General features: G+C 46.9%; 16 protein-coding genes and 1 pseudogene. 10 read left to right on the top strand and 7 right to left on the bottom strand.

Features of this window, described 5'->3' with window-relative positions; translation table 11 throughout:
• Positions 1 to 74: 74 nt before the first annotated feature.
• The 8 genes and pseudogenes from PG062_RS14255 to PG062_RS14225 all read left to right on the top strand — a co-directional run bounded on the left by PG062_RS14255 (position 75) and on the right by PG062_RS14225 (position 13,109).
• Positions 75 to 1,640 carry a type I restriction-modification system subunit M gene (locus PG062_RS14255; RefSeq protein WP_270752780.1) on the top strand — a complete coding sequence of 522 codons (1,566 nt, stop codon included), beginning with the start codon at positions 75 to 77 and terminating at the stop codon, positions 1,638 to 1,640.
• Positions 1,641 to 1,807: 167 nt separating this feature from the next.
• On the top strand, positions 1,808 to 2,434 hold the full coding sequence (locus PG062_RS14250) for a hypothetical protein (protein ID WP_270752779.1): 627 nt from the start codon (positions 1,808 to 1,810) through the stop codon (positions 2,432 to 2,434).
• A 42-nt stretch (positions 2,435 to 2,476) separates the two neighbouring features.
• On the top strand, positions 2,477 to 3,658 hold the full coding sequence (locus tag PG062_RS14245) for a hypothetical protein (RefSeq protein WP_270752778.1): 1,182 nt from the start codon (positions 2,477 to 2,479) through the stop codon (positions 3,656 to 3,658).
• Positions 3,651 to 4,889 (top strand): annotated as a pseudogene (locus PG062_RS15940) (restriction endonuclease subunit S); the annotation flags it as partial. The gene PG062_RS14245 and the pseudogene PG062_RS15940, both read left to right, overlap by 8 nt.
• Positions 4,875 to 5,609 carry a restriction endonuclease subunit S gene (locus tag PG062_RS15935; protein ID WP_408611419.1) on the top strand — a complete coding sequence of 245 codons (735 nt, stop codon included), beginning with the start codon at positions 4,875 to 4,877 and terminating at the stop codon, positions 5,607 to 5,609. The pseudogene PG062_RS15940 and the gene PG062_RS15935, both read left to right, overlap by 15 nt.
• The gene (locus PG062_RS14235) at positions 5,606 to 8,761 is read left to right on the top strand and encodes a type I restriction endonuclease subunit R (protein WP_270752776.1); all 3,156 of its coding nucleotides are present in this window, start codon (positions 5,606 to 5,608) and stop codon (positions 8,759 to 8,761) included. The genes PG062_RS15935 and PG062_RS14235 overlap by 4 nt, the downstream gene beginning before the upstream one ends.
• A 1,370-nt stretch (positions 8,762 to 10,131) precedes the next feature.
• Positions 10,132 to 11,052, top strand: coding sequence for a replication/maintenance protein RepL (locus PG062_RS14230; protein WP_270752775.1), 921 nt, complete (start codon positions 10,132 to 10,134; stop codon positions 11,050 to 11,052).
• Between the two features lie 350 nt (positions 11,053 to 11,402).
• Positions 11,403 to 13,109: a hypothetical protein gene (locus tag PG062_RS14225; RefSeq protein ID WP_270752774.1), complete on the top strand. Its 1,707-nt coding sequence runs from the start codon at positions 11,403 to 11,405 to the stop codon at positions 13,107 to 13,109.
• A gap of 77 nt (positions 13,110 to 13,186) precedes the next feature.
• Here the strand turns inward: PG062_RS14225 and PG062_RS14220 are convergent, their stop codons facing one another.
• From PG062_RS14220 to PG062_RS14190, 7 genes are all read right to left on the bottom strand, one after another.
• Complete coding sequence (locus PG062_RS14220) at positions 13,187 to 14,197, bottom strand: TniQ family protein (RefSeq protein ID WP_270752773.1); 1,011 nt, start codon at positions 14,195 to 14,197, stop codon at positions 13,187 to 13,189.
• Positions 14,194 to 15,480, bottom strand: coding sequence for an ATP-binding protein (locus PG062_RS14215; RefSeq protein WP_270752772.1), 1,287 nt, complete (start codon positions 15,478 to 15,480; stop codon positions 14,194 to 14,196). Before PG062_RS14215 ends, PG062_RS14220 begins: the two co-directional genes overlap by 4 nt.
• On the bottom strand, positions 15,470 to 17,347 hold the full coding sequence (locus PG062_RS14210) for a TnsB C-terminal domain-containing protein (protein ID WP_270752771.1): 1,878 nt from the start codon (positions 17,345 to 17,347) through the stop codon (positions 15,470 to 15,472). Before PG062_RS14210 ends, PG062_RS14215 begins: the two co-directional genes overlap by 11 nt.
• On the bottom strand, positions 17,334 to 17,726 hold the full coding sequence (locus PG062_RS14205) for a TnsA endonuclease N-terminal domain-containing protein (protein ID WP_270752770.1): 393 nt from the start codon (positions 17,724 to 17,726) through the stop codon (positions 17,334 to 17,336). Before PG062_RS14205 ends, PG062_RS14210 begins: the two co-directional genes overlap by 14 nt.
• A 575-nt stretch (positions 17,727 to 18,301) precedes the next feature.
• Complete coding sequence (mgsA, locus tag PG062_RS14200) at positions 18,302 to 18,706, bottom strand: methylglyoxal synthase (protein ID WP_113999155.1); 405 nt, start codon at positions 18,704 to 18,706, stop codon at positions 18,302 to 18,304.
• Positions 18,707 to 18,760: 54 nt separating this feature from the next.
• Positions 18,761 to 19,504: a nucleotide-binding protein gene (locus PG062_RS14195; protein ID WP_270752769.1), complete on the bottom strand. Its 744-nt coding sequence runs from the start codon at positions 19,502 to 19,504 to the stop codon at positions 18,761 to 18,763.
• Between the two features lie 322 nt (positions 19,505 to 19,826).
• A complete protein-coding gene (locus PG062_RS14190) occupies positions 19,827 to 20,528 on the bottom strand; it encodes a sigma-70 family RNA polymerase sigma factor (protein ID WP_270752768.1) in 702 nt (233 codons plus the stop codon).
• Between the two features lie 264 nt (positions 20,529 to 20,792).
• Here PG062_RS14190 and PG062_RS14185 point away from each other — a divergent pair, with 264 nt between their 5' ends.
• Both PG062_RS14185 and PG062_RS14180 read left to right on the top strand, forming a co-directional pair.
• Positions 20,793 to 20,963, top strand: a complete 171-nt coding sequence (locus tag PG062_RS14185) for a hypothetical protein (RefSeq protein WP_270752767.1) — start codon at positions 20,793 to 20,795, stop codon at positions 20,961 to 20,963.
• 95 nt (positions 20,964 to 21,058) lie between these two features.
• Entirely contained in the window at positions 21,059 to 22,060 is a 1,002-nt protein-coding gene (locus PG062_RS14180) for an alpha/beta hydrolase (RefSeq protein ID WP_270752766.1), read from the top strand.
• The last annotated feature ends 65 nt before the right edge of the window (positions 22,061 to 22,125 follow it).

Genomic DNA, 22,125 nt, shown 5'->3' with positions numbered 1-22,125 from the left:
CGATTTATAGGATGGCGTATTTGCTACAATATACATAGGGTTAAAAAGTGTACTTAAAATTTGGAGGAATCACGATGCCGGATAACAAAAAAGAGCAGGAACGCGAAGAACTTCACCGCGCAATATGGGCGATTGCGGACGACCTGCGCGGGAGCGTGGATGGCTGGGATTTCAAATCCTACGTTCTGGGCATTATGTTCTACCGCTATATTTCCGAGAACCTGACGAACTACATCAACGCGGACGAAATCGCGGCAGGCAACGCGGATTTTGACTATGCCAAGCTGTCTGACGAGGAGGCCGAGCAGGCACGGGATGACTTGGTGCAGACCAAAGGCTTCTTTATCCTGCCGTCAGAATTGTTCGTAAATGTCCGTGCCCGTGCGCCGCAGGACGATAACCTCAACATGACGATGGAGGCCGTTTTCCGTCATATCGAGGATTCGGCCAAGGGCACCGAGAGCGAGGACGACTTTGCCGGTCTGTTCGATGATATTGATGTCAACAGCAACAAGCTGGGCGCAACGGTGCCAAAGCGCAATGCAATGCTTGTCAAGCTGCTGGACGGCATCGGTGCAATGAAGCTCGGTGAATACAAGGAAAACACGATTGATGCGTTTGGCGATGCGTATGAGTACCTGATGAGTATGTACGCCTCCAACGCGGGCAAGAGCGGCGGCGAGTTCTTCACTCCGCAGGAGGTTTCGGAACTGCTGACCCGCCTTGCTGTTGTGGGCAAGACCGAGGTCAATAAGGTCTATGACCCGGCCTGTGGCTCCGGCTCCCTGCTGCTGAAGGCGGCGAAGATTCTGGGCAAAGAGAATGTCCGGCAGGGCTTCTTCGGTCAGGAAATCAACCTGACGACCTACAACCTGTGCCGTATCAATATGTTCCTGCACGATATTGATTTTGATAAATTCAATATCGCCCATGAGGATACGCTGATTTCGCCCCAGCATTGGGACGAGGAACCCTTTGAGGTCATCGTCAGCAACCCGCCTTATTCTATCAAATGGGAAGGCGATGATAACCCGGTCTTGATTAACGACCCGCGTTTCTCCCCTGCCGGTGTGCTGGCCCCGAAATCCAAAGCGGATTTGGCCTTTATCATGCACTCGCTGGCATGGCTGGCAACCAACGGCACGGCGGCTATCGTCTGCTTCCCCGGTATCATGTATCGCGGCGGCGCGGAAAAGAAGATTCGCCAGTATTTGATTGATAACAACTTTATCGACTGCATTATTCAGCTGCCCGGAAACCTGTTCTTTGGCACCAGCATTGCAACCTGCATTATGGTGCTGAAAAAGAGCAAGGCAGAGAACAAGACGCTGTTTATTGATGCCTCGAAAGAATTTGTCAAGGTCACGAACAATAACAAACTGACCGAGGACAACATTGCAAAAATTGTGGCATCGTTCATTGACCGCAAGGATAAGGACTATTTCTGCCGTCTTGTGTATAACGACAAGATTGCGGAACAGGATTATAACCTGTCTGTATCCACCTATGTGGAGCAGGAGGACACCCGCGAGGTCATCAACATTACCGAGTTGAACGCAGAAATCAAGCGCATCGTGGCGCGGGAACAGGTGCTGCGTGACGAGATTGATAAGATTATTGCGGAGATTGAGGCCGAGTGATGGATAGAACAGCCACTTGAAAGGTAAGTGGAAAGTGGTTAGCATAAAAAATGCAACAACCACTCGGCATAGAGTAATTGAAAGAAAAGCCTACTGATGATAAACCGATAATGCGTTGTAAGTTATCCGAAACTTTAATGTAGTGACGAACAAGAAGGAGATAAACCATGTCAAGCATGGCATTTTCTGTGATATCCTTAATTATATCAGTTTTTACGCTTGTACAAACGCAACGTCAGATAAAGTTGAGCAATAAGCACCAGCTTTTTGAAAGAAGACTAAATAACTTTTTTACATTTTATGGTTTATATGAGCTTTATAACGAAAATAGGGTTATTTTCGGAGAAACGCGGAAAGATAACCCACTATTTGACGTTGATGTCAATTTTCTCTGGTTGACTAATAATTCTTATTTAGAAGTATGTATGGAAGCGATGCAGAGGCCAAATTCAAGTCTGGCCCGCAAAGAATTTTTGACGAAGAGGGAAGAATTGAAGAAACTTGCAATGGAAAGTCGGTTGATATTTCCAAGAGAACTGGGCGAGAAGATGGCGTCATTTATTTGCGAATATGAAAAATTATTACAAAAAATGTATGGCTATAAATTGTTACTGAATGAAATGGATAAGCAAATAGATAGGATGGATTTAGCACAATCGATAAAATGCTTTGGAGAAGAAGACAGAAGAAATGATTTGTTAATGGCATATGCGGCGTTGAAAGACGCATTTGAAGGTCTGGAAAAAGACAGAATTGTAGAAAGAGTAGAGAACTTGATAAAATTGGAACCGTAAAAGGCATGAGATACACTAACGTTTGATAAAAGCAAAAAGGCGGTGGAAACGATGGGAAACAGGGCGGCGGAAGAAGCTTGTTTAAACAAAGCGATTGAATTGGCTTTAAAACAACGCGGATGGACAAAAAAGCTTGCTAAAAGTCTTCAAGCTGGATTGCGGGAGGGTTTTAAGAAAGTGGATAGAGACCGCCCTGATTTTGTTGTATTATGTCCACCGATAACAAACGGGAAGAAAGTGCTGATTGGTATTGAGCACTTTCGTGTCGATGCTCATGTAATACAAAAGAAGACGAATGCAGTGGCATCAACGGCAGTAGTCGAGCAAAAGTACGTTAATGAATTTTACCACGAACATCGGGACAAAGTTTTGAATGCACAACCTGTGCCGCAAGAGACATTGAATGACTTGGCTGAATTACTAAGAAATCAAATTGATGTAGAACAAAAAGCAACATATGGAAACTTTGTTGCATCGTTTGAATACGGATTAAAAAAGCACATAGAGCATACTGACGCATATTGGGAAAATCTAAGTGATATATGTGGCAATAATGATGTGAAGTTAGGACTCTTGGTGGAAATTCACGGAGACTTTGACCACTTATATTTATGGCGTGATGGAAAAACAAGGAAAGGAAGACGAGGGTACACGCCAATTCTTGATAACATTGTCGCGCTAATAGAGGAAAAGGTTGATACAAGTCGATTCTCGTTTGCTATACTTTATTTCGCAGAAACTTTGGATACGGAAAGGGATAGAGTTGTTGTTGTACAAACGAAAGCAATTCGAGAACAATTAAAAAAGCAAAATGAGCCGGTGTATAAGTATGCAGGAGAAGATTTTAGATTAAAGGCATTTGAATTGCCTTATGTGAAATCAGAGTCAAGTGTTACATGTGAAGTGGACAAAACTGATAGCAATAAATTTGAGATTTCTATGGCGTTGACAGAAACCCCGATACAAGATAAAGCGGCATACCTTTTTGCAGCTACATATAAAGCACTCGAATGTGAGAAAAAAGGAATACCATATGCAACAACAAAGGGAGTGCTTTTTATAATCGAACTTTTAAGGAACAATGTATGTTGTTGGGAAAGGTCCAAAACTCCCGGTAAGGAATGGATGGTATATCCGATTCTAAAAGATAACAGCAAAGAAATGTTTGACGAACGAAGCGAAGCGTTTAAGAAGCGTTGGGGTGATGGTGGACAAAATGACTAAATTAGATACGCTGATACAAGAACTTTGCCCAGATGGCGTTGAGTATAAGGAATTAAAAAGTGTATTTGAAATGAGGAACGGATACACGCCCTCAAAAGCGAAAGCGGAATTTTGGGAGGGTGGGACAATACCGTGGTTCCGCATGGAGGACATTCGGGAAAACGGAAACATTCTCTCAGATTCGGCACAACATATTACGCCTGCTGCGGTTAAGGGAAAGCTTTTCCCCGCCAACTCTATTATTGTGGCAACGTCCGCGACTATCGGTGAACATGCGCTGATAACGGTTGAATCACTGGCAAATCAAAGATTTACTTACTTAGTTCGCCGCCCGGAATATGAGGAAAAGCTCGACCCTAAATTTGTTTATTATTACTGCTATAAGTTAGATGAATGGTGCCTGAATAACACAAACATATCGAGTTTTCCCTCTGTTGATATGGCAAAGTTTGCAAAGTTCAAGATACCAATTCCGCCGCTGCCTGTCCAACGTGAAATTGTTCAGATACTTGACAATTTCACGGAGCTTACAGCGGAGATTACGGAGAAACTTACAGAGGAGCTTACAGCACGCAAAAAGCAGTATGAATACTACCGCGATACACTTTTGACCTTCGGTGTCCACAGGGGGGGGACATTTGAGACAAAGTGGAGAACGCTGGCGGAACTGGGAAAATGGTCTGGCGGCAAGACTCCATCTATGGCTGAACCGCGCTATTGGAATGATGGAACGATTCCTTGGATTTCTTCTAAGGATATGAAATCCTCTACATTAAGCGATACGCAAGACCATATCACCGAATGGGCGGTAAAGGATGCCTCTATGACGGTTTATCCGGAAAACAGCATTGCAATTGTGACCCGTTCCGGCATATTAAAACATACATTCCCGGTGGCATATATCCCGTTTGAAACAACAGTAAATCAGGATATTAAAATTCTGTCGGTGGCAAACGATGTACACCCTCGCTATGCTTTTCATGTAATTCAAGGCAATGGCAAAGACATCCTTGTAAAGACTAAAAAGCAGGGCGGAACTGTAGATTCACTGGATTTTCAAAAGGTGCTTGCCTATAAAATTCCCGTACCCCCGTATGAAGTACAGGAACGCTTAGCAAAAGTGCTGGATAACTTCGATGCCATCTGTTCTGACCTTAACATTGGTCTGCCTGCGGAAATTGAAGCCCGTAAAAAACAGTATGAATATTATCGGGATATGCTCTTGACGTTTGCTGCGGCTGACGACATAATCTTGACAGACAGACAGACAGACAGACAGACAGACAGACAGACAGACAGACAGACAGACAGACAAAGCCTAATTAAGCTTTTGCAGTATGTGTTTGGCTATGTTGCCTTGCCTTTCGGAGAGATTGCAACTATCGTTAGAGGTGCATCGCCAAGACCGATACGAAGCTATATCACTACGGATAAGGATGGCGTTTGTTGGATAAAAATTGGCGATGTTAAGCCAAACACAAAATATATCGTAAGTACAGCAGAGAAGATAACAAAAGAGGGCGCTGAAAAATCCAGATACGTCAAAAAAGGCGACTTTATACTCTCCAATTCGATGAGTTTTGGCAGACCGTATATATTGAAAATAGACGGCTGTATTCATGACGGTTGGTTAGCAATAAGCGATTATGAAAACTGGCTCTTGCCGGATTACCTGTATCATCTGCTAAACTCGAATGAAATTCAGCAAGAAATGAAGAAAAAAGCCTCTTTTGGAGGAGCAGTACAAAATCTAAATGCAGATATTGTACGAGAACTTGAATTACCAATCCCATCATTAGAAAAGCAATCCGATATTGTAGCCATCCTTGACCGTTTTGACACCCTCTGCAATGACCTCACCACCGGCCTCCCCGCCGAAATCGAGGCACGGCAAAAGCAATACGAATACTATCGGGACAAGCTCTTAACATTTAAGGAGTTGGGTGCATGAGCACTTACAATGTAGTTGCTGCCAGCAACGAAAGTACCGTTGTAACAGAATACGAACCGCAAAGCAAACGCTCTGACGCTTACCAGAGCGAGGCCGCGCTGGAGCAGGCATTTATCAAGATGTTGGAGGAGCAGGGCTATGCCTATCTTCCTATCCACGATAACGCTGACCTTGTGGCAAACCTGCGCCGCCAGCTGGAGATTCTGAACCATTATACCTTTACGGATAAGGAATGGGACAACTTTTTTAAGGATAAAATCGCCAATGCGAACGATGGCATCAAAGAAAAGACCCGCCGCATCCAAGAGGACAACATTCAGAACCTGACCCGCGAGGACGGCTCTACGGTCAATATTACGCTGTTGGATAAAAAGAACATCCACAACAACCGTTTGCAGGTTATCAACCAATATGTGGAAAACAGCGGCAACTATAATAACCGCTATGATGTCACGATTCTGGTAAACGGTCTGCCGCTGGTTCATGTGGAATTGAAGCGGCGCGGCGTGCCTATCAAGGAGGCGTTCAACCAAATCAACCGTTACCAGCGGGACAGCTTTTGGGCTGGCAGCGGTCTGTACGAGTATGTGCAGATTTTTGTTATCTCCAACGGAACGAACACGAAATACTACTCCAACACGACCCGCGACAGCCACATTAAAGAGAGCGCCGGAACGACCCGAAAGAGCAGCAAAAAGACAAGCAACAGCTTTGAATTTACGTCCTTTTGGGCGGATGGAAAAAACCGCGTCATTCCCGATTTGGTGGACTTTACCCGCACGTTCTTTGCCCGCCATACGCTGCTGAACATCCTGACGAAGTATTGCGTCTTTACGTCCGAAGACCTGCTGCTGGTGATGCGTCCGTACCAGATTGCGGCGACAGAGCGTATTTTGTCCCGCATTGAGGTTTCAACCAACTACAAGCAGACGGGAACACTGGCGGCAGGCGGGTACATCTGGCACACAACAGGCAGCGGCAAAACGCTGACCTCCTTCAAAACGGCGCAGCTGGCGTCCAATCTTCCCTATATTGATAAAGTTCTGTTCGTGGTAGACCGCAAGGACTTGGACTACCAGACCATGAAAGAATATGACCGCTTTGAAAAAGGAGCAGCCAACGGCAACACCTCCACGCAGGTGCTGCAACGCCAGCTGGAAGACCGGGATGCCAAAGGCAATCCGCATACTTATAAAATCATCATCACAACGATTCAAAAACTGGCGCTGTTTGTTGCCCGCAATAAGGGACACGAGATTTTCCAAAAGCACGTTGTTTTGATTTTTGACGAGTGCCATCGCAGCCAGTTTGGCGATATGCACGAGGACATCACCAAGTATTTTAAAAACTATCACCTGTTTGGCTTTACGGGTACGCCGATTTTTGCAACCAATGCCAGCACGCGCGGCAAACCTACCCTGAAAACCACACCGCAGGCATTTGGCGGTGAGCCTGATAAAGAGGGTAAGAAAGTTCTGCCGCTACATACCTATACGATTGTTGACGCTATCAACGATAACAACGTTCTGCCATTCCGCATTGACTATGTGGATACGGTCAACCGCAAAGCAGGCATTGGTGATAAGCAGGTCAAGGCCATCGACACCGAAAAGGCACTTGCCGACCCGCGCCGCGTAAAGGAAATCGTCAAATATATCTTAGAACATTTCGACCAGAAGACGAAACGTAACGGTAAGACGTATTCTTTCCGTGCGCTGCGCAATATTGAGGCGGTGGCAACCGATAAGACACGCGGGCAGGTCGCAGAAGTTAAGGACAGTGTACGCCTGTCGGGCTTTAACTCCATCTTTGCGGTCAGTTCGATTGCAATGGCAAAGGCGTATTATCTGGAGTTCAAACGCCAGATGCAGGACTTGCCCGAAGCAAAGCGCCTGCGCGTGGCAACGATTTTCAGCTATGCCGCCAACGAGGACGAGGAAGACGCTAACGGCCTGCTGGGTGAGGAAAATTCTGACGATACCAGCCAGCTTGATGCAAGTTCGCGCGACTTTTTGGAATCCGCAATCAAAGATTATAATGCACTTTTTAAAACGCATTATGATACCTCGGCCGACAGATTCCAAAACTACTATAAAGACCTCTCCCTGCGCATGAAAAACCGCGAGGTTGACATCCTGATTGTCGTTAATATGTTCCTGACGGGCTTTGACGCTACCACGCTAAATACGCTCTGGGTGGATAAAAACCTCGCCATGCACGGCTTGATACAGGCGTTCTCGCGCACGAACCGCATCCTGAACTCCGTAAAGACATACGGCAACATTGTCTGTTTCCGCAATTTGGAGGAAGAAACCAACGAGGCCTTAGCACTATTTGGAGATAGTGAAGCGGGCAGCGTTGTTCTGCTGAAAAATTATAAAGCCTACTATGATGGCTATGATGAAGGCGGCAAACATCATGATGGCTACGAAGAGCTGATTGCCAAGCTGCAAGCAAAGTTCCCGCTGGACCAGCCGATTGTTGGAGACCAAAACAAAAAGGATTTTATCGCACTGTTTGGCGCAATCCTGCGAATGAGGAATATCCTTACCTCGTTTGATGATTTTGCAGGCAATGAGCTGCTTGCCCCGCGTGATATGCAAGATTACCAAAGCCGCTATCTTGACCTCTATCATGAAATGCGGACTCCAAAGCCGGATAAGGAAGTCATCAATGACGATATAGTTTTTGAGATGGAGCTTATCCGTCAGGTGGAAATCAACATTGACTATATCCTTATGCTGGTTGCTAAGTATCACGATAGCAACTGCGAGGATAAAGAAATCCTTGTTGACATCCGCAAGGCCGTGGATTCCAGTATGCAGCTGCGCAGCAAGAAAGACTTGATTGAAAACTTTATTGCGACCATCAATACGGCTACCAAGGTAGATGACGACTGGATAAAGTTTGTCACTGAACAAAAGAAAATCGACCTTGATACACTTATTGCGGAGGAAAAGCTCAAGCCGGACGAAACGCGCAAGTTTGTGGATAACTCTTTCCGCGATGGTGTGTTAAAGACTACCGGCACAGACGTTGACCGCATCCTGCCGCCGGTCTCGCGCTTTGGCGGCGGCAACCGAACGGCTAAAAAGGATGGAATTATTGCAAAATTGCAAGCGTTCTTTGATAAATATTTTGGGCTAATATAATGCAAAAAAATATAGTGACATTCTGTGCGAATCGAGGCATAATATATATGTAACCTCGAAGAGTATATAAAAATTTACGCGATTACATTAAAAATTGAATATAGGCCAATAAAGAGCCTGTACAAAATTTATTGCATCCCTATTGCGGAATTGCAGTTTATGTTTGTGCAGGCTCTTTTTTTGTACATTGAAAAAAGAATAATACGCATCATCGGCAACCCTGTGATGGATGATAACTGCAAAATGGTTGCAAAGTTCAAAGCGATAACTTTATGAGCAGTGCCAACTTTTTGGGAAAGTGTCAACCTGCCTGTAGCTTATCTCCAGAACGTAAAAGTGCAGCTTACCGTTACGTTGCTGACGTTCTGAACGAAACATCCCGCCAAGATTTAGCACACAGCCAATAGGGAAAATGACAGCCTGCCTTTTGGGCTGCAAGCAAAACAACGCTAAAAATGCAGAGGGAAAAGGTAACGCACAACTTTCAGAACAAGAGGGAAGTGCCTGCCCTACATGAAAGCTGTGTTCAGAACGTAAAAAAGCAACCTACCATTGCGCTACAGATATTCTGGGTGAAGTGGTTCAGCCTAAATTATAGTGCTCCAAGCGCCCAAAAGTGCATGGCAGTCAACGCTTTTGGCTATAACGAAAGGTGGCGTTAGAAATGTAGGAAAAAACACCAAACATAAGGAAGTTGCTTCCTTTCAAGATAAGATGAAACCATTTGCCAGCCAGAAAGCTGTGTTCAGAACGTAAAATGCTATCAATGACTACATGGTTAATAAAATGGACAGATAACCTATTACTAGTAGAGCAAAAAGCTGCACACTGCAATGGAAGCGAGTAAGAATTTAGGCATAGCAATAAGGCAAAGGATTCCATCAAAGATACAGCTTATTTTTCCCCTATGCAGACCGCGAAGCGCGAACTTATAGGAAAAGATAAGAGGAAACTTTTAATTTTAATGTGAAGGAAATAAATAATGAAAGATGTAGCAGTTAGCTCTTATTTTCTCCCTATCATCTCCGCGGAGCGTGAACTTATAGGGAGTAATAAGTTGTTTCTTATTTTTTCCTATTTATCCCGCGAAGCGCGAACTTATATAGGAGGAAATAAGGAAAAGCGGATAAACAAATCGAAAATTTATGGGTTAGGATGCAACTTTCCGCAATACTCCTTATTTAATTCAATGATATTTCATGAAATGAATAACATTGGACAATATAAGATATAAGATGAGAGACTTGGCATTTTTGAAATGGAAAGTGTAGAAATATAACGACATATAATTAAATATTTGAAAAGGAAATATTTTCCAAAAATACACAAAGTATCATGAAATCACCCCTAAAGTATCAAGGAGCAATACAATGAAGAAAATGAGCAAACAGGACGTTGAAACTGTCATTTTTGAGAATGCAAAAACTGGCGAGGCATTAGAGTTTCAGCACGAGCAGCACAAAGCCGAGTACGGGGCAAAGCATTTTTGGAAAGCAGACAAAAAATTCTTTGAACTGCTTTCAACGTTTTCCGCGGCAGAAAGCAAGGTGGTGGCATATATCCTGCAAAAAACGCAGCCCACAAAGAATGAGTTTATCGGAGCCTATAAAACCATTGCTAGAAAACTGGGTTGCGATGTTACAACAGTTCGTAAAACATTCAAAAAGATGATGGAAAATGATATGCTGGCTAAGACTGATGACGAGCGGATTTGGATGCTCAATCCAAGATTGCTGGTAAAGGGCGATAATATTGTTAAGGCACGGTTGATGTCAAAGTATGATTCACTGCTTGGCCGCCCATTGAGTGACTGGATTATAACCGATAGCAATGGCAATGACCCGTTATTCCTGCCGATAGAATATCCAACACCAGAAAGCCTGGATACTGCAAAAAGCGATTTTATTAAAGTGTATCATTTGTTTTTTGAAACTCTTTCCGGGCTGGGCGGCAAAGAATCTGAGGTGTTAAATTTTTTGGTGTGTGCAATGCGAAACAGTGATAATACATATACTGGGCCGATGAAAAAGATTGCAGAAAATTTAAGTTGCTCGAAAGCCACTGTACAGAGAGCGATGGATACGCTTACAGATAAAGGATTTGTTGCGATGGAATTTGATTGTGTTTGGCGGATTAACCCTTCTATGGTTATCAAGGGAAACCGCAACAAGGAAAAGGTTCTGATGGATGATTTTCTTATGATTCAAGCGGAATACAACGAGAAGCGGAAAGCACGTAAGAATGGGAAAAGGCGGAAAGAAACTACAGGAAAAGCAGAAGCTGAGGCATAGGTCATCCGAAAGTGGCTAGAGGAAGGGAAATATTCTAGCTCCAATAACGTAAGTGATATACAGATTCACTAAAAATATGAGACGTATTTTGGTATGATGATGTGGGAGAATGTATTGTATAATCAAAGAAACAGCAAACGGTAGAGAATGGCTAATTGAGGTGAAAGGTCAAAGAATGAATATGCTGTTTTGCTAGATATTGAGCTATTCTGATGGGCGAGAAAACAAAAATAAAAACCAGGGTCTATCTACAATGTGTTGGTTTCAATATTAGAAAGTATGCGATGAAGAAATTAGTATGGAAGAATAACGATACTTAAGCTGCAATAGGTGAAGATTAGGAGATAAATATGAGCAAATACGGCGATGAAAATAAAATGATTATGATAACGCCAGAGAGCCTAATGACTCAGTATGCAGAACGAATGGCATGCTTTTCTTATTGTTGCAAGGAATGTATGGAGGTGGCAAAGAAATTCAGAGAAAATAACAGGGATGAAGTTGATAGTTATATAAAGAATATCTGTGATGGGAAATATCCACTACACTTTATCTTGGGACTTAACAGTGTTCAAAACAAAAATGCCGTTGTGATGATGGCGTGCATACTGTATGACTGTAAGAATGAGCCAATGAACTTCATAAATGAAGTAATGCAACTATATATAAAAAATAGCAAAAGGCAAGGACTACCTTCGATTGACGAAAATGCGTTGATGTTCCTTTACAGACAAATTGAAAATGATGAACGGGACGACAAGCAGAAATGCCTTGTGGCTTACAATGCTTTCACACAAAATCTTATCAATACACCGACAAGAGCTTTCTTTGCGGCTTACGCACCTCGTTATCAGAACTTTGAAAAGTGCTACAAAGACATATATCTAAACGCTTTTTTTGCGCTTAAACTAATTGATGCTAGTTATTCAGTGAATAGTATATCCCATACAGAAAGGTATAATTATTTAACGAAGACGATTGTCAGTAAAAGATTTTCGGGAAAGAACTTAAGCACAACATTTACAGAAGACGCAAGAAAGCTACGATATACAACATTAGCAGAAAAAGCGGATGTGGATGAGTATACAATTCCGCTTACAGGAGCATTAAATTCCAGCGGAATACTTAATTCACAATCAATGGATGAATTCCCATTGACGAAAGATATGCTAACAAGTATTAGCATTATTGCCTATAAAGCTGCTCATGTTGATGATGGAGCTGTTCCGCTTGAGAAAGTATGGAAAGAAATTGACCAGCAAGAAAAGAGTACATATGACGACAAAATTATAGAAGAAGCTGAAAACATCCGGAATAAATATAAAGCGGCGCTGTTTAACGCAACCTACTACACGTTTCTTTCGGAAAAATGTAAGAAAGCAATAAGAGAGACGCTTAGTGAATATTTCTTTAATCCGCAAGGAAAGCGACTAGACAATGAACTTAAAAAATGTCAGACGAGGATAAAACAAGACAAAGAACTGATTGCAAAGCAAGAATCCACTTTGGATGAATATCATAAAAGGTTGGAAGTGGCGGAAAAGAATGCAGAAATTGCTCGTAATCGCTACGCAAGTATCCAATCAAAGGTTGAAACTCAGCAATCAGAAATTGAATGCTTAAAGAAGCAACTAGAAGATTTGAAAGCCCAAAATGAGGAACTGAGCCGCGCCATACCCGAGAGGGAAGAAGCAGAAAAAATCGATTTACCCGAAGAGCCTAAAATCGATTATGTTGGATGCCTTACAAAAGTGTTCGAAAGCAAGAAGGTGGTATTTATTGGCGGACACCAAAATATTATGACAAAATTTGCACAAAAGTTTCCGAAAGCTGTAGTAGTAACGAAAGATAAATCAATAACTGCGGAGAATCAGATTGATAATGCAGATGCAATCTTATTCAAAACAGATAATATGGGTCATAAAGAATATAACCCGATAAAAGATATTGCTGTGCGCCGTAATATACCGTATGGATATATTGGAGATGTTACAGCTCTTGAATTGGTTGAAAAAAGCGTGTTTGAGGAACTGGAACGCCTTGGATGCAGTCTATAACGAGAAAAGATAATCTGCAGACGATGTCATATTTTATCTCGTGTAAGTAAAGTCTTGTGCCAACTCTTCTACATATGCTATTTCACCCATCTTGCCACAGTCTTTGCATCCATGCCGTATAACTGCGCTATATGGTACATACTGGCTCCTGATTGATACATTGCTTTCATCTTGGCCTTATAGTCTGGCACGGCATCAGGCGTGTGGAGCAGGTCATTGAGAGACAGCTCCAGCAGGACAGCAAGTTGCAGAACGTATCGCGGTGCAACGGATTTGCTGCATAGTGTGGCGTGCAGCTGCTTGGCGGATATGTCGGCTGTGGGAATATAATTGCCATATAGACTTAAAAGTGCAGTTTCAATTTTAGTGGCATACGTTCTACCTCCGGTCAGGGAACGCCAGCCACGGGAACGTAATGCGCAGTCAAGGATGGCGTGGTAAACAGAGCCGTCCCTATAATCAAAATTGGAATCGAAAGTATCTTGTAGCAATAAATCTAATGCCAGCAGACAATCCGGCACGGGTTCTGCTGGCAGCTTTTTTAGCTGCATAGTAAATGTTGCAGGAAATAGTTCCTGCTGCCGTGCGCTGTTGTATGTGACATCGGTATCGACAAGCCAGCAGCGATGTTTGGTGCAAATCTGCATATCCGGCAGTTGGTGGCTGCGATGCCAATAAGGCTCACCATATAGTTGCAAATCCTCTTGATAACAGACGGGACAATAGCGCATGACGGAGCAATGATTACCGTTGGCTTGGGAAATGCCCATTCGATGTACAGCTAATGGATTGCCATTGACAACATAGGCATAAGAGGAGCGCTTACGCTGTGTGGGAAAAAATCGTGCGTAATATGGGAAAAATGTGTGCTGCATTACAACATCCCTTGCGGACAAGAAACCTTGCGGAAGCTGTGCCAACAGCGCCTTTATAGGCCCGCAGAGCATCAGACTGGGAGCACAGAAATTGTCCCCATATAGCTGCCGTAGGGTGTGCTTAGCACAGTAGTTGCCACTGTGAACATGGTAGCGGCAAATGACGCTGTACCATAGTTCATCAGGGTACGGCGAGGGAAAGAAGCTAATCATATTGCCACCTCGCCTTTGATATACTCAGCATAAGCAGATACAGGTGATTCGCCGTTCTTTTTTGCTTTTTTGAGTAACGCCCGTATATCATTTCCAACAATCTTGGTGGGGGCTGCGGAACCTACGGATACCTCCGGCGCGGTCTTTGTCTGCCGCTTGGCTACGGATTTGGTGGAAAGCTCACTGATGTATTCGGATACCATCCCCAAGTTTCTTAAAAATGCACTTTCAAAGACTTCTAAATCCAGCTTTTCGCGCCCATCAAGAATAGCTTGCTTTTGGGCATTATATAAGAGCTTGGCGAGTATATCCGGGATGCCCTGTGTCTTGCGATACAGCCAGTTTGCAAGCTCTGGTGTCAGGTCGGTGGCATATTGCGTGTACTGGTAATGCCACAGCCCATGCAGGAGCAACGCAAATTCCTTATCATTGGGTAGACGGTCATAGACAAGCCCTGTGGTTCGCCGCGCAGAGCGGAACTCCTGTTGCAATACCTGCAAGACGCGAGGCGTTCCGACCATGCAGATACTTACTCCTGCCCCGTTGATAAGGTGAACGAGAAAATTTAAGAAACGTATACCGCCATCGCTTTTACGATAGGCAATGTTCTGCAATTCGTCTATCACCAGCAGGCCAATATGATTGACCCGTACAATTTGGTTGAGCTGGCTGACAAGGACATCAATGCTCAATCTGCGCGATAGGGCATCTTTTTGATAGCTGGTTCCAACCAAACTGTCGATTTGCAGGTAAATATCCAAAATCAGTGCTTTAATGGACGCATCGTGCGGGGTTTGCACGACTAGATACGGAATCTGATGGCAATAAAAATTTTGCCCGTGATACGAAGTGTGTTCGATAACCTGCGGGAACAATGATAATACGCGTTGCAATGCGGTGGACTTGCCAAGTCCTGATACGCCAATGACAGAAAAAGAATTGCCGCCGCCGACGGATGCCGCAAGGGCATTGCCGTGCATCAGCGAGTAACCATTCTGCATGGCGGCGGCTTCGCTCTGGACTGAATATTGTCCATAGCAATGCTGCATGGCAGTGTAGATTTCACAGTACAGGTCAATCGTCATAGATAGGGGCTGGTAAAACTCGTATAGAGAGGACAACAGCTGCAAGCGCTCCCCGGTGCTGCGGTCACGGTCACTATCGCTATAGGGTGGGATGACCGCCAGAGCGCGAATCAAGTCTTTGCCAGACAGCATCGGTGGCAAAGCCTCTATGAACGGGTTGTTATCATAAAGCGGATTGGGGACATAATCAGCGTGCATCGAAATCATCCTCCTGTTGCTCGGCCAGTAAATCCATCAGCGATACGCTTTCTTGTTTGCGGGCTGTGCTGCGGTTGCGTTGTATCTGCCTGCTGATATTGCTGCGGTCTGGCATTGTACGTTCGGAGCCGTCTGCAATGGCTTGTATATCGCTCATGAGGTCGAGTTGTGCCTGCAATTCCTGCTTTTTCCAGTCAGTACGTTCTATCTTTTCCTGCTGCTGTGCATCAGCAATTTCTGCCAGCGATTTGCCAAAATAGGCTTTTTGAGCCAAATCAAAAGCCGAGTAAGTGCCATTTTCGTATAGCCAAACAGTATCCATACATTCCGGCGCATAGGCAATCTGTACAGTTTCCCGTCCACCGAGACCGGCAGAAACGAAACGCTTTTTAAAAGTGCAGTTTGAAAAGCGGAGGCCGAAAATTTCCAGACCGCGCTGCGTGATTTTTCCCTCAGCACGGGGCAGTAGCGTATAGAGCAGTTTCTTGTCAGTGGCTTCCTTTACTGGACAATCATCCTGCGCCTCACAGAACGACCAGATACTTGCAGCCAGTGGCGGTGTGTTGGTTTCTATCATGGCTGGAGTGCGAGTAAAACCTGTCTGTACAGATTTTGAATTGTAAAACAGAACACAGCGAAGAACGACAGCCGTGAATTGCTCCAAATCCAATGTGCCTTGCCTGCGATAGTCAGGCGCACCGCGTTCCTGCGTATCGGATTCGATGACACCTTTGCCTTTAAGCAGGGGCTTGTAGGCGCTCTGAACCAAATCAAACAGCTTTTCAACTACACCTTTCAAATCCGGGCGATACGCGGGAAGATTTTCAATCTCGATGTGGTAACTCTCGCACAGATTTTCCAATGTCCCGGCCACAAACTCGCTGCCTCGGTCTGTCATAATTTTGGTGGGCAGATGATGGCTCGGCCAGTCTTGTGGGTCAATGTCGATTCCGTGCTGATGACAAAAACTGACTTTGTCGGTAAAAGTGTTCTGAAGCAGCAGACGCAGCGCATATTGCCCGCCCTCTAAACCAACATAAACGCCGGTAATCAGGCGGCTGTAGGCATCGACCATCGTGTAAATGACAGGTCGGCCAATGGGCTTGCGGGAAAGGCGGCTGACGATGTAGATGTCGGCAACGGTGGCATCGGTCATATACACGCCGATGGTGTGTGCATAATCGCAGACCGAGCCAGTAAACGGACGATGATTGCGCTGATAGGCTTTAAGTCCCTGCCTGCTGATGGTCTCGCTGATGGGGTCGCGGTTCTTACGAAAGAAATAGCGGAACTGCCAGAACGTGGGATATTCCGGCTTCAATGTGCCGTGTGCATCGCAGTATTTCGCCCGCAGCATCATTTTGTAGGCGGTCTGCAAGCTCTGCCGCTGCGGGGTGTAGTAATACTTGTTCAGTGCCCAGCGGATGGCTTTTTCATCGGTAGTAAGCTCATGCTGTTCTGGCGCGGGACGCTCTGCGGGTAAAAGTGCATTTTTACTTTGGTATACCCAGTAGCGCCAAAGATATTGCAGCACCGTGCGGCGGGCAATATTATGCTCGGCAGCTATCTGGCGGACAATCTCATTGCGGTGGGACTTATCATAGATACAAGCATCCTCTAACAGCGGCGCAATCAGGTCGAGCTTGCGGTTGCGTCCCTCGCGCTGGCGGTTAGTGATGTCCTCATCCAGAACGAAAACAGAGTACGCCTCGGCAGGAACGGGCTGCAATTCTGCAAGCAATTCCGATGCAACGGGGTACGGCATCCGAAAGTGCTGGCAGCTGACAACATAGCTTTGTTCTTCTCCACAGAGCAGGACACGGACGTGCTCGCCGTTTTCAGCGGCAAGGATGTCAAGATTCCTCATGGTTGGTATCCTCCTTGTCGATGATGATACCCCAATCGGAGATGCCTTGCTGCTGCCAGTATCGGCGGGATAGTTCCAGTTTTTCCGCAACCGAGGGACGGCTTAAATAAGACTGAAAGACAGCCTCACGGACTGCCGTATGTCCATCGTCATAGTGCAAGACAAAATCTGTGGTGTAGGTTTCGCTGGGGAGATTCAAGTCGTTGACAGGAATATTATTGCAGAGGATAGGAACATTACATTCAAATTGAAAAATCGCCGGTTCAGCATCCAGCATTTTCGCGGCGGCAAGCTGCACTTTGTCGTACAGGTGACAGACAGCTTTGCATTTGGTGAGCATGATTTTGGTACAGCGCTCTTTTTGGACTTGTTTTCGCATTTCTTTGACGCTCCTTAATGTAAATTTGGGGCGTCCGTTCACCGAAGAAAAAGGAAAATTACTTGTGCCCTTTTGGGGCAAACTTCCGTTCCACATTTTCCAAAAATCGAACCGAAAAGAACGAAATTTGGAAAAAGTGGAATTTCAGTGTGCCTTTTGGAAAATCTTGATTTTTTGCCTGCCTTATGGATTTGTCGCTAGGATGGTACAAAACGATACTAAGAGGCAAAACAGGATTCCACATTTTCCGATTTTGCATTGACCGTACTATATGCGCGGGCACCCGAAAAAATCCAGAAAGGCGCAGAGGAAATCAAGAGAGCGCATAGGAGCTCGCTCCACTCCGTTCCGCTCGCAATCCGCCTAATCTCCAAGCCAACTCCAAGAACATTCCAAGTCCACACCAAGCAAAATCAACGCATTATCTCATGTTTTCCCGCATGGGACAGAATGAGAGAGGATTGGAAACAAAAAAGAAAGCAGGCCCCGGAGCCGGATGGCGGAGGGGCCTGCGTGTGGATTCTTAACTTGTCTCTTTAGTCTTCGGTGAACGCCCTGTATCAAAAATTTTGCCCTTAGTGCTGGGGGTTCAGGATGGTACGCCAGTCAAGGTCGCCGTGCTCCAGGCCGTGGATCAACACCTCGGCAGTGGCAATGTTGGTGGCAACCGGAATATTGTGCACATCGCAGATGCGCAGCAGGTTCATCTCGTTGGGCTCCGAGGGCTTAGCGCAGATGGGGTCACGGAAGAAAAGCAGCATGTCCACTTCGTCGCAGGCGATGCGGGCAACGATCTGCTGGTCACCGCCGTGGCCGCCCGGCAAAAAGCGCTGTACGTTCAGGCCGGTGGCTTCGGCCACAAGCCGCCCCGTGGTACCCGTGGCGATCAGCCTGTGCTCGCTCAGAATCTGCCGATAGGCAATGCAGAACTGAACCATCAGTTCTTTCTTTGTATCATGTGCAACAAGGGCAATCGTCATAAGAAATCCCCCACTTTTTATAAGTTACAGCATAGCATGGCTATGCGTTTTTCGTCAAAAACAGGTCAGCGGAATGCGCTCGCCTAAAATGCGGCCCGCAAGGGCGTGCCCGGCAATGGCGGCGGGGCAGTCCTGCGGCAGGGCGGTGCCTGCGGCACCGGCGCGCTGCAAGGTGCGGCTTTCCGGGATAACGGCAATCAGCTGCAAACCAACGGTGTCAATGCACTCGTCCAGGTCAAACACCGCAGCATCCTTGCCAAAACTGGAACGGGACACACGGTTCATCACCAGCCGCACGGCGCTGGCGGGGCGGCCGTTCTGTAACAGGGCATCCGCCACAATGCGCCCATCCCGCAGGGCGACCGGGTCCGGCGTTAAAACAACCAGTGCGCGGTCCGCCAAGCGGTTGGCGGCGGTAAACGGTGCGCCCATGCCCGCTGCAGTATCCAGCAGGATATAATCAAAATATTCCCGCATGGCCAAAATCAGCCCGGCCAGCGGTGCTGCGCGGACCTCACCGCCCTCATAGGGGGCGCTGATGACCGACAGCCCAGGGTACAAGGGGCTGGGCACAATAGCTTTGCTGCCATCACACCGACCGCACAGAACATCCTCGATATCGTAAACCGTCTTGCCGTATACCCCGGCAATCATGTCCACACTGCGCAACCCGGAGTCCAACTCGATCAGCAGGACGCGGCGGCCCCAGGCACCCAGCTGGGCACCCAGCAGGACCGATACGGTGCTTTTGCCCGTGCCGCCCTTGCCGGAGCAGATCATAATGGTTTGCGCGTTCATATGGTGGAAGTCCTCGCTCTCTTGTAGGTGTTGCCCTACAAAAGAGAAAACACCCCTTTTATTATTCTATCACAAAGAATACAGCGAAACAACTGCTTTAACTATGAAAAATTGCTGAAATTTGTGCATCGGTTGCCGACAGTTCCTACAAACCCATAAGTTTAATGGAAGCCCCCGCAGCCGCACAAACGCACAAATATATACTATTATAAAGGAAAAGCAGGGGACAGTGCAAGTAGTTTTGAAAAGTCATACTTTTGACTTTTACAGAAACAGTTGTCCGCCGATGAACGGCTGTTATAAAATGCAAACGTTTGAGCAGTTACAGCGGGTGCGGTTGGTTCCACGCACGGCGCAGGCGGGCAAGGGCGTGCTTTTCCAGCCGGGATACATAGCTGCGGCTGATGCCGAACTGTGCGGCAATCTGCTGCTGCGTCTGCGGGACGGCGCCATTCAGGCCGTACCGCAGGGTCAAAATCTGCTGCTCGCGCTCCGGCAGGGCGGTAACCAGCTGGCGCAGCTGAGCGGCGGCATCCCGCAGTTCGCAGTCTTCTTCCATTGTGGCCAGGTCGGGCAGAACATCCGCCAGGGTCAGCATGCCGCTGTCCGCGCCGGTTTCCAGCGGCTCCTGCAAAGAAACGGTGCCTGCTTCGTGCCGGGTGTGGCGCAGCTGCATCCGCAGCTCGTTTTCAATGCAGCGACTGGCGTAACTGGCAAAGCGGGTGGTGCGGGTGCAGTCATAGGTATCTACTGCTTTAATCAGGCCGATGGTGCCAATGCTGATAAAATCATCCTGCCCGCCGGAAACGGTATAATACTTTTTTACAATGTGTGCCACCAGCCGCAGGTTGTGACAGATCAGCGTTTCGCGCGCGGCGGCATCCCCGGCGCGCATGGCGGCGAAGGCGGCTTGTTCCTCCTTGGCGGAAAGCGGCTTGGGAAAGCTGCCGGTTTCCAGCCGGAGGGCCAGGTAGAGCAGATGCGAAGCAGCCGATTGCAAAAAAAGCCATAAAATCCCGATCATAAGACTTCACCCCTGCACCATGGGTATGCGGGCGGCGGGAAAAAGATGACGCGGGATTTTGGGGGCGGGAGAAATGTGGTAATATTAAGGCAACACCGCACAATTCCCGCCTTACGGCTTAAGCACCGCTCCGGCGGCTGCGGCACGGCATCTGCGTTGCCAAAATGCTCGATAAGACTCCAGTATTATCTGCGCTTTTGGCTTAGCATCTGCCGCACCTCGCTCGCCGTATCGGCACTTAGAATTATGCGGTATTGCCTTAAGATGATAAGTAATGATGGGGCGAGGGGACTTGACACAATGTGCGCCCCCTACGGCAAAAATTATATTGCGCATGATGACATCCCACCGGAGGTACAGGCGGCATTTGAACGGCTGCAAGCGGTTTATGGCACCCAGACCCGCGCGGCCAACCCGCTGTATGCCAGCAAATAACCGTTGAACATTCTTGTTAATTGTTGTATAATATTGAACATTCTGGATTGAAACGTGCAACATATGGCACGGGCACAGAGGGAAAGGAAAACAGAATGGAAGTTACAACAAAAAAGCAGAACAGAAGAAAGATTGTCATTGGCGTGTTGATTGCCGTGGTGGTGCTGGTGGCGGCTGTCATTGCGTTTGCCAGCAGCTACCTGGTCAATTATGCCATTGGGCGCAGCGGGGACGGCGGTGACCGTGAGGTGGCGCTGGATGTGGAAGCCCCCACGGATGGCGTGGAACAGTTGATTGCCGAAAACCGCGCCGTACAAAAGCAGGCCAATGAGGAATTTTTGCAGCAGAATCCCGGCCAGACGGTGCAGATCACGGCAGCGGACGGCCTGCGGCTGAACGGCGTGTATTACCCCAATGCGGGCAGCCACCTGTGGGTGATTGCCCTGCACGGTTACCGCGGCAACCATACCGGCGTGACCAACCTGGCCCAGCACTACTACGATGCAGGCTACCAGGTGCTGACCCCTGATCTGCGCGCCTGCGGCGACAGTGAGGGCGATTATGTCGGCATGGGTTGGCTGGACCGCAAGGATGTGCTGCAATGGATCGACTGGGTGCTGGCGCAGGACAGCGAAGCTGAAATTGTGCTGCACGGCGTTTCCATGGGTGCCGCCACCACCATGATGACAGCAGGGGAGGACACCCCGGAACAGGTAAAAGTGTTTGTGGAGGACTGCGGCTACACCAGCGTGTGGGATATTTTTTCCAGTGAGCTGAAACTGCGGTTCGGCCTGCCGGAGTTCCCAATTCTGTATACCGCCAGCGCCACGGCAAGAGCCAAAGCGGGCTATGGCTTTAAGGAAGCATCCGCCCTGCAGCAGGTGCAGAACTGTGAAAAGCCGATGCTGTTCATCCACGGCACCGCGGATGATTTTATCCCCTATGAGATGATGGGGACCCTGTATAACGCCAAACCCGGCACCAACAAGGCCACTCTGACCGCCGAGGGCGCAGGCCACGGCGAGGCGATGGATGTTCTGGGTGATACCTATTGGAATACCGTGTTTGACTTTGAAGGCCAGTACATGGCCGGCTGAGCGTTTGCCATAACAAAAAGGCCGTTGTGCAGTTTGGCTTGCACAACGGCCTTTGAATTATAATT

Origin of the sequence: Gemmiger qucibialis (genome assembly GCF_027689445.1) — a bacterium.
Classification (GTDB): Bacteria; Bacillota; Clostridia; order Oscillospirales; family Ruminococcaceae; genus Gemmiger; species Gemmiger qucibialis.
The sequence above is the reverse complement of the archived record's forward strand: the minus strand, read 5'-3'. Positions and strand labels throughout refer to the sequence as shown.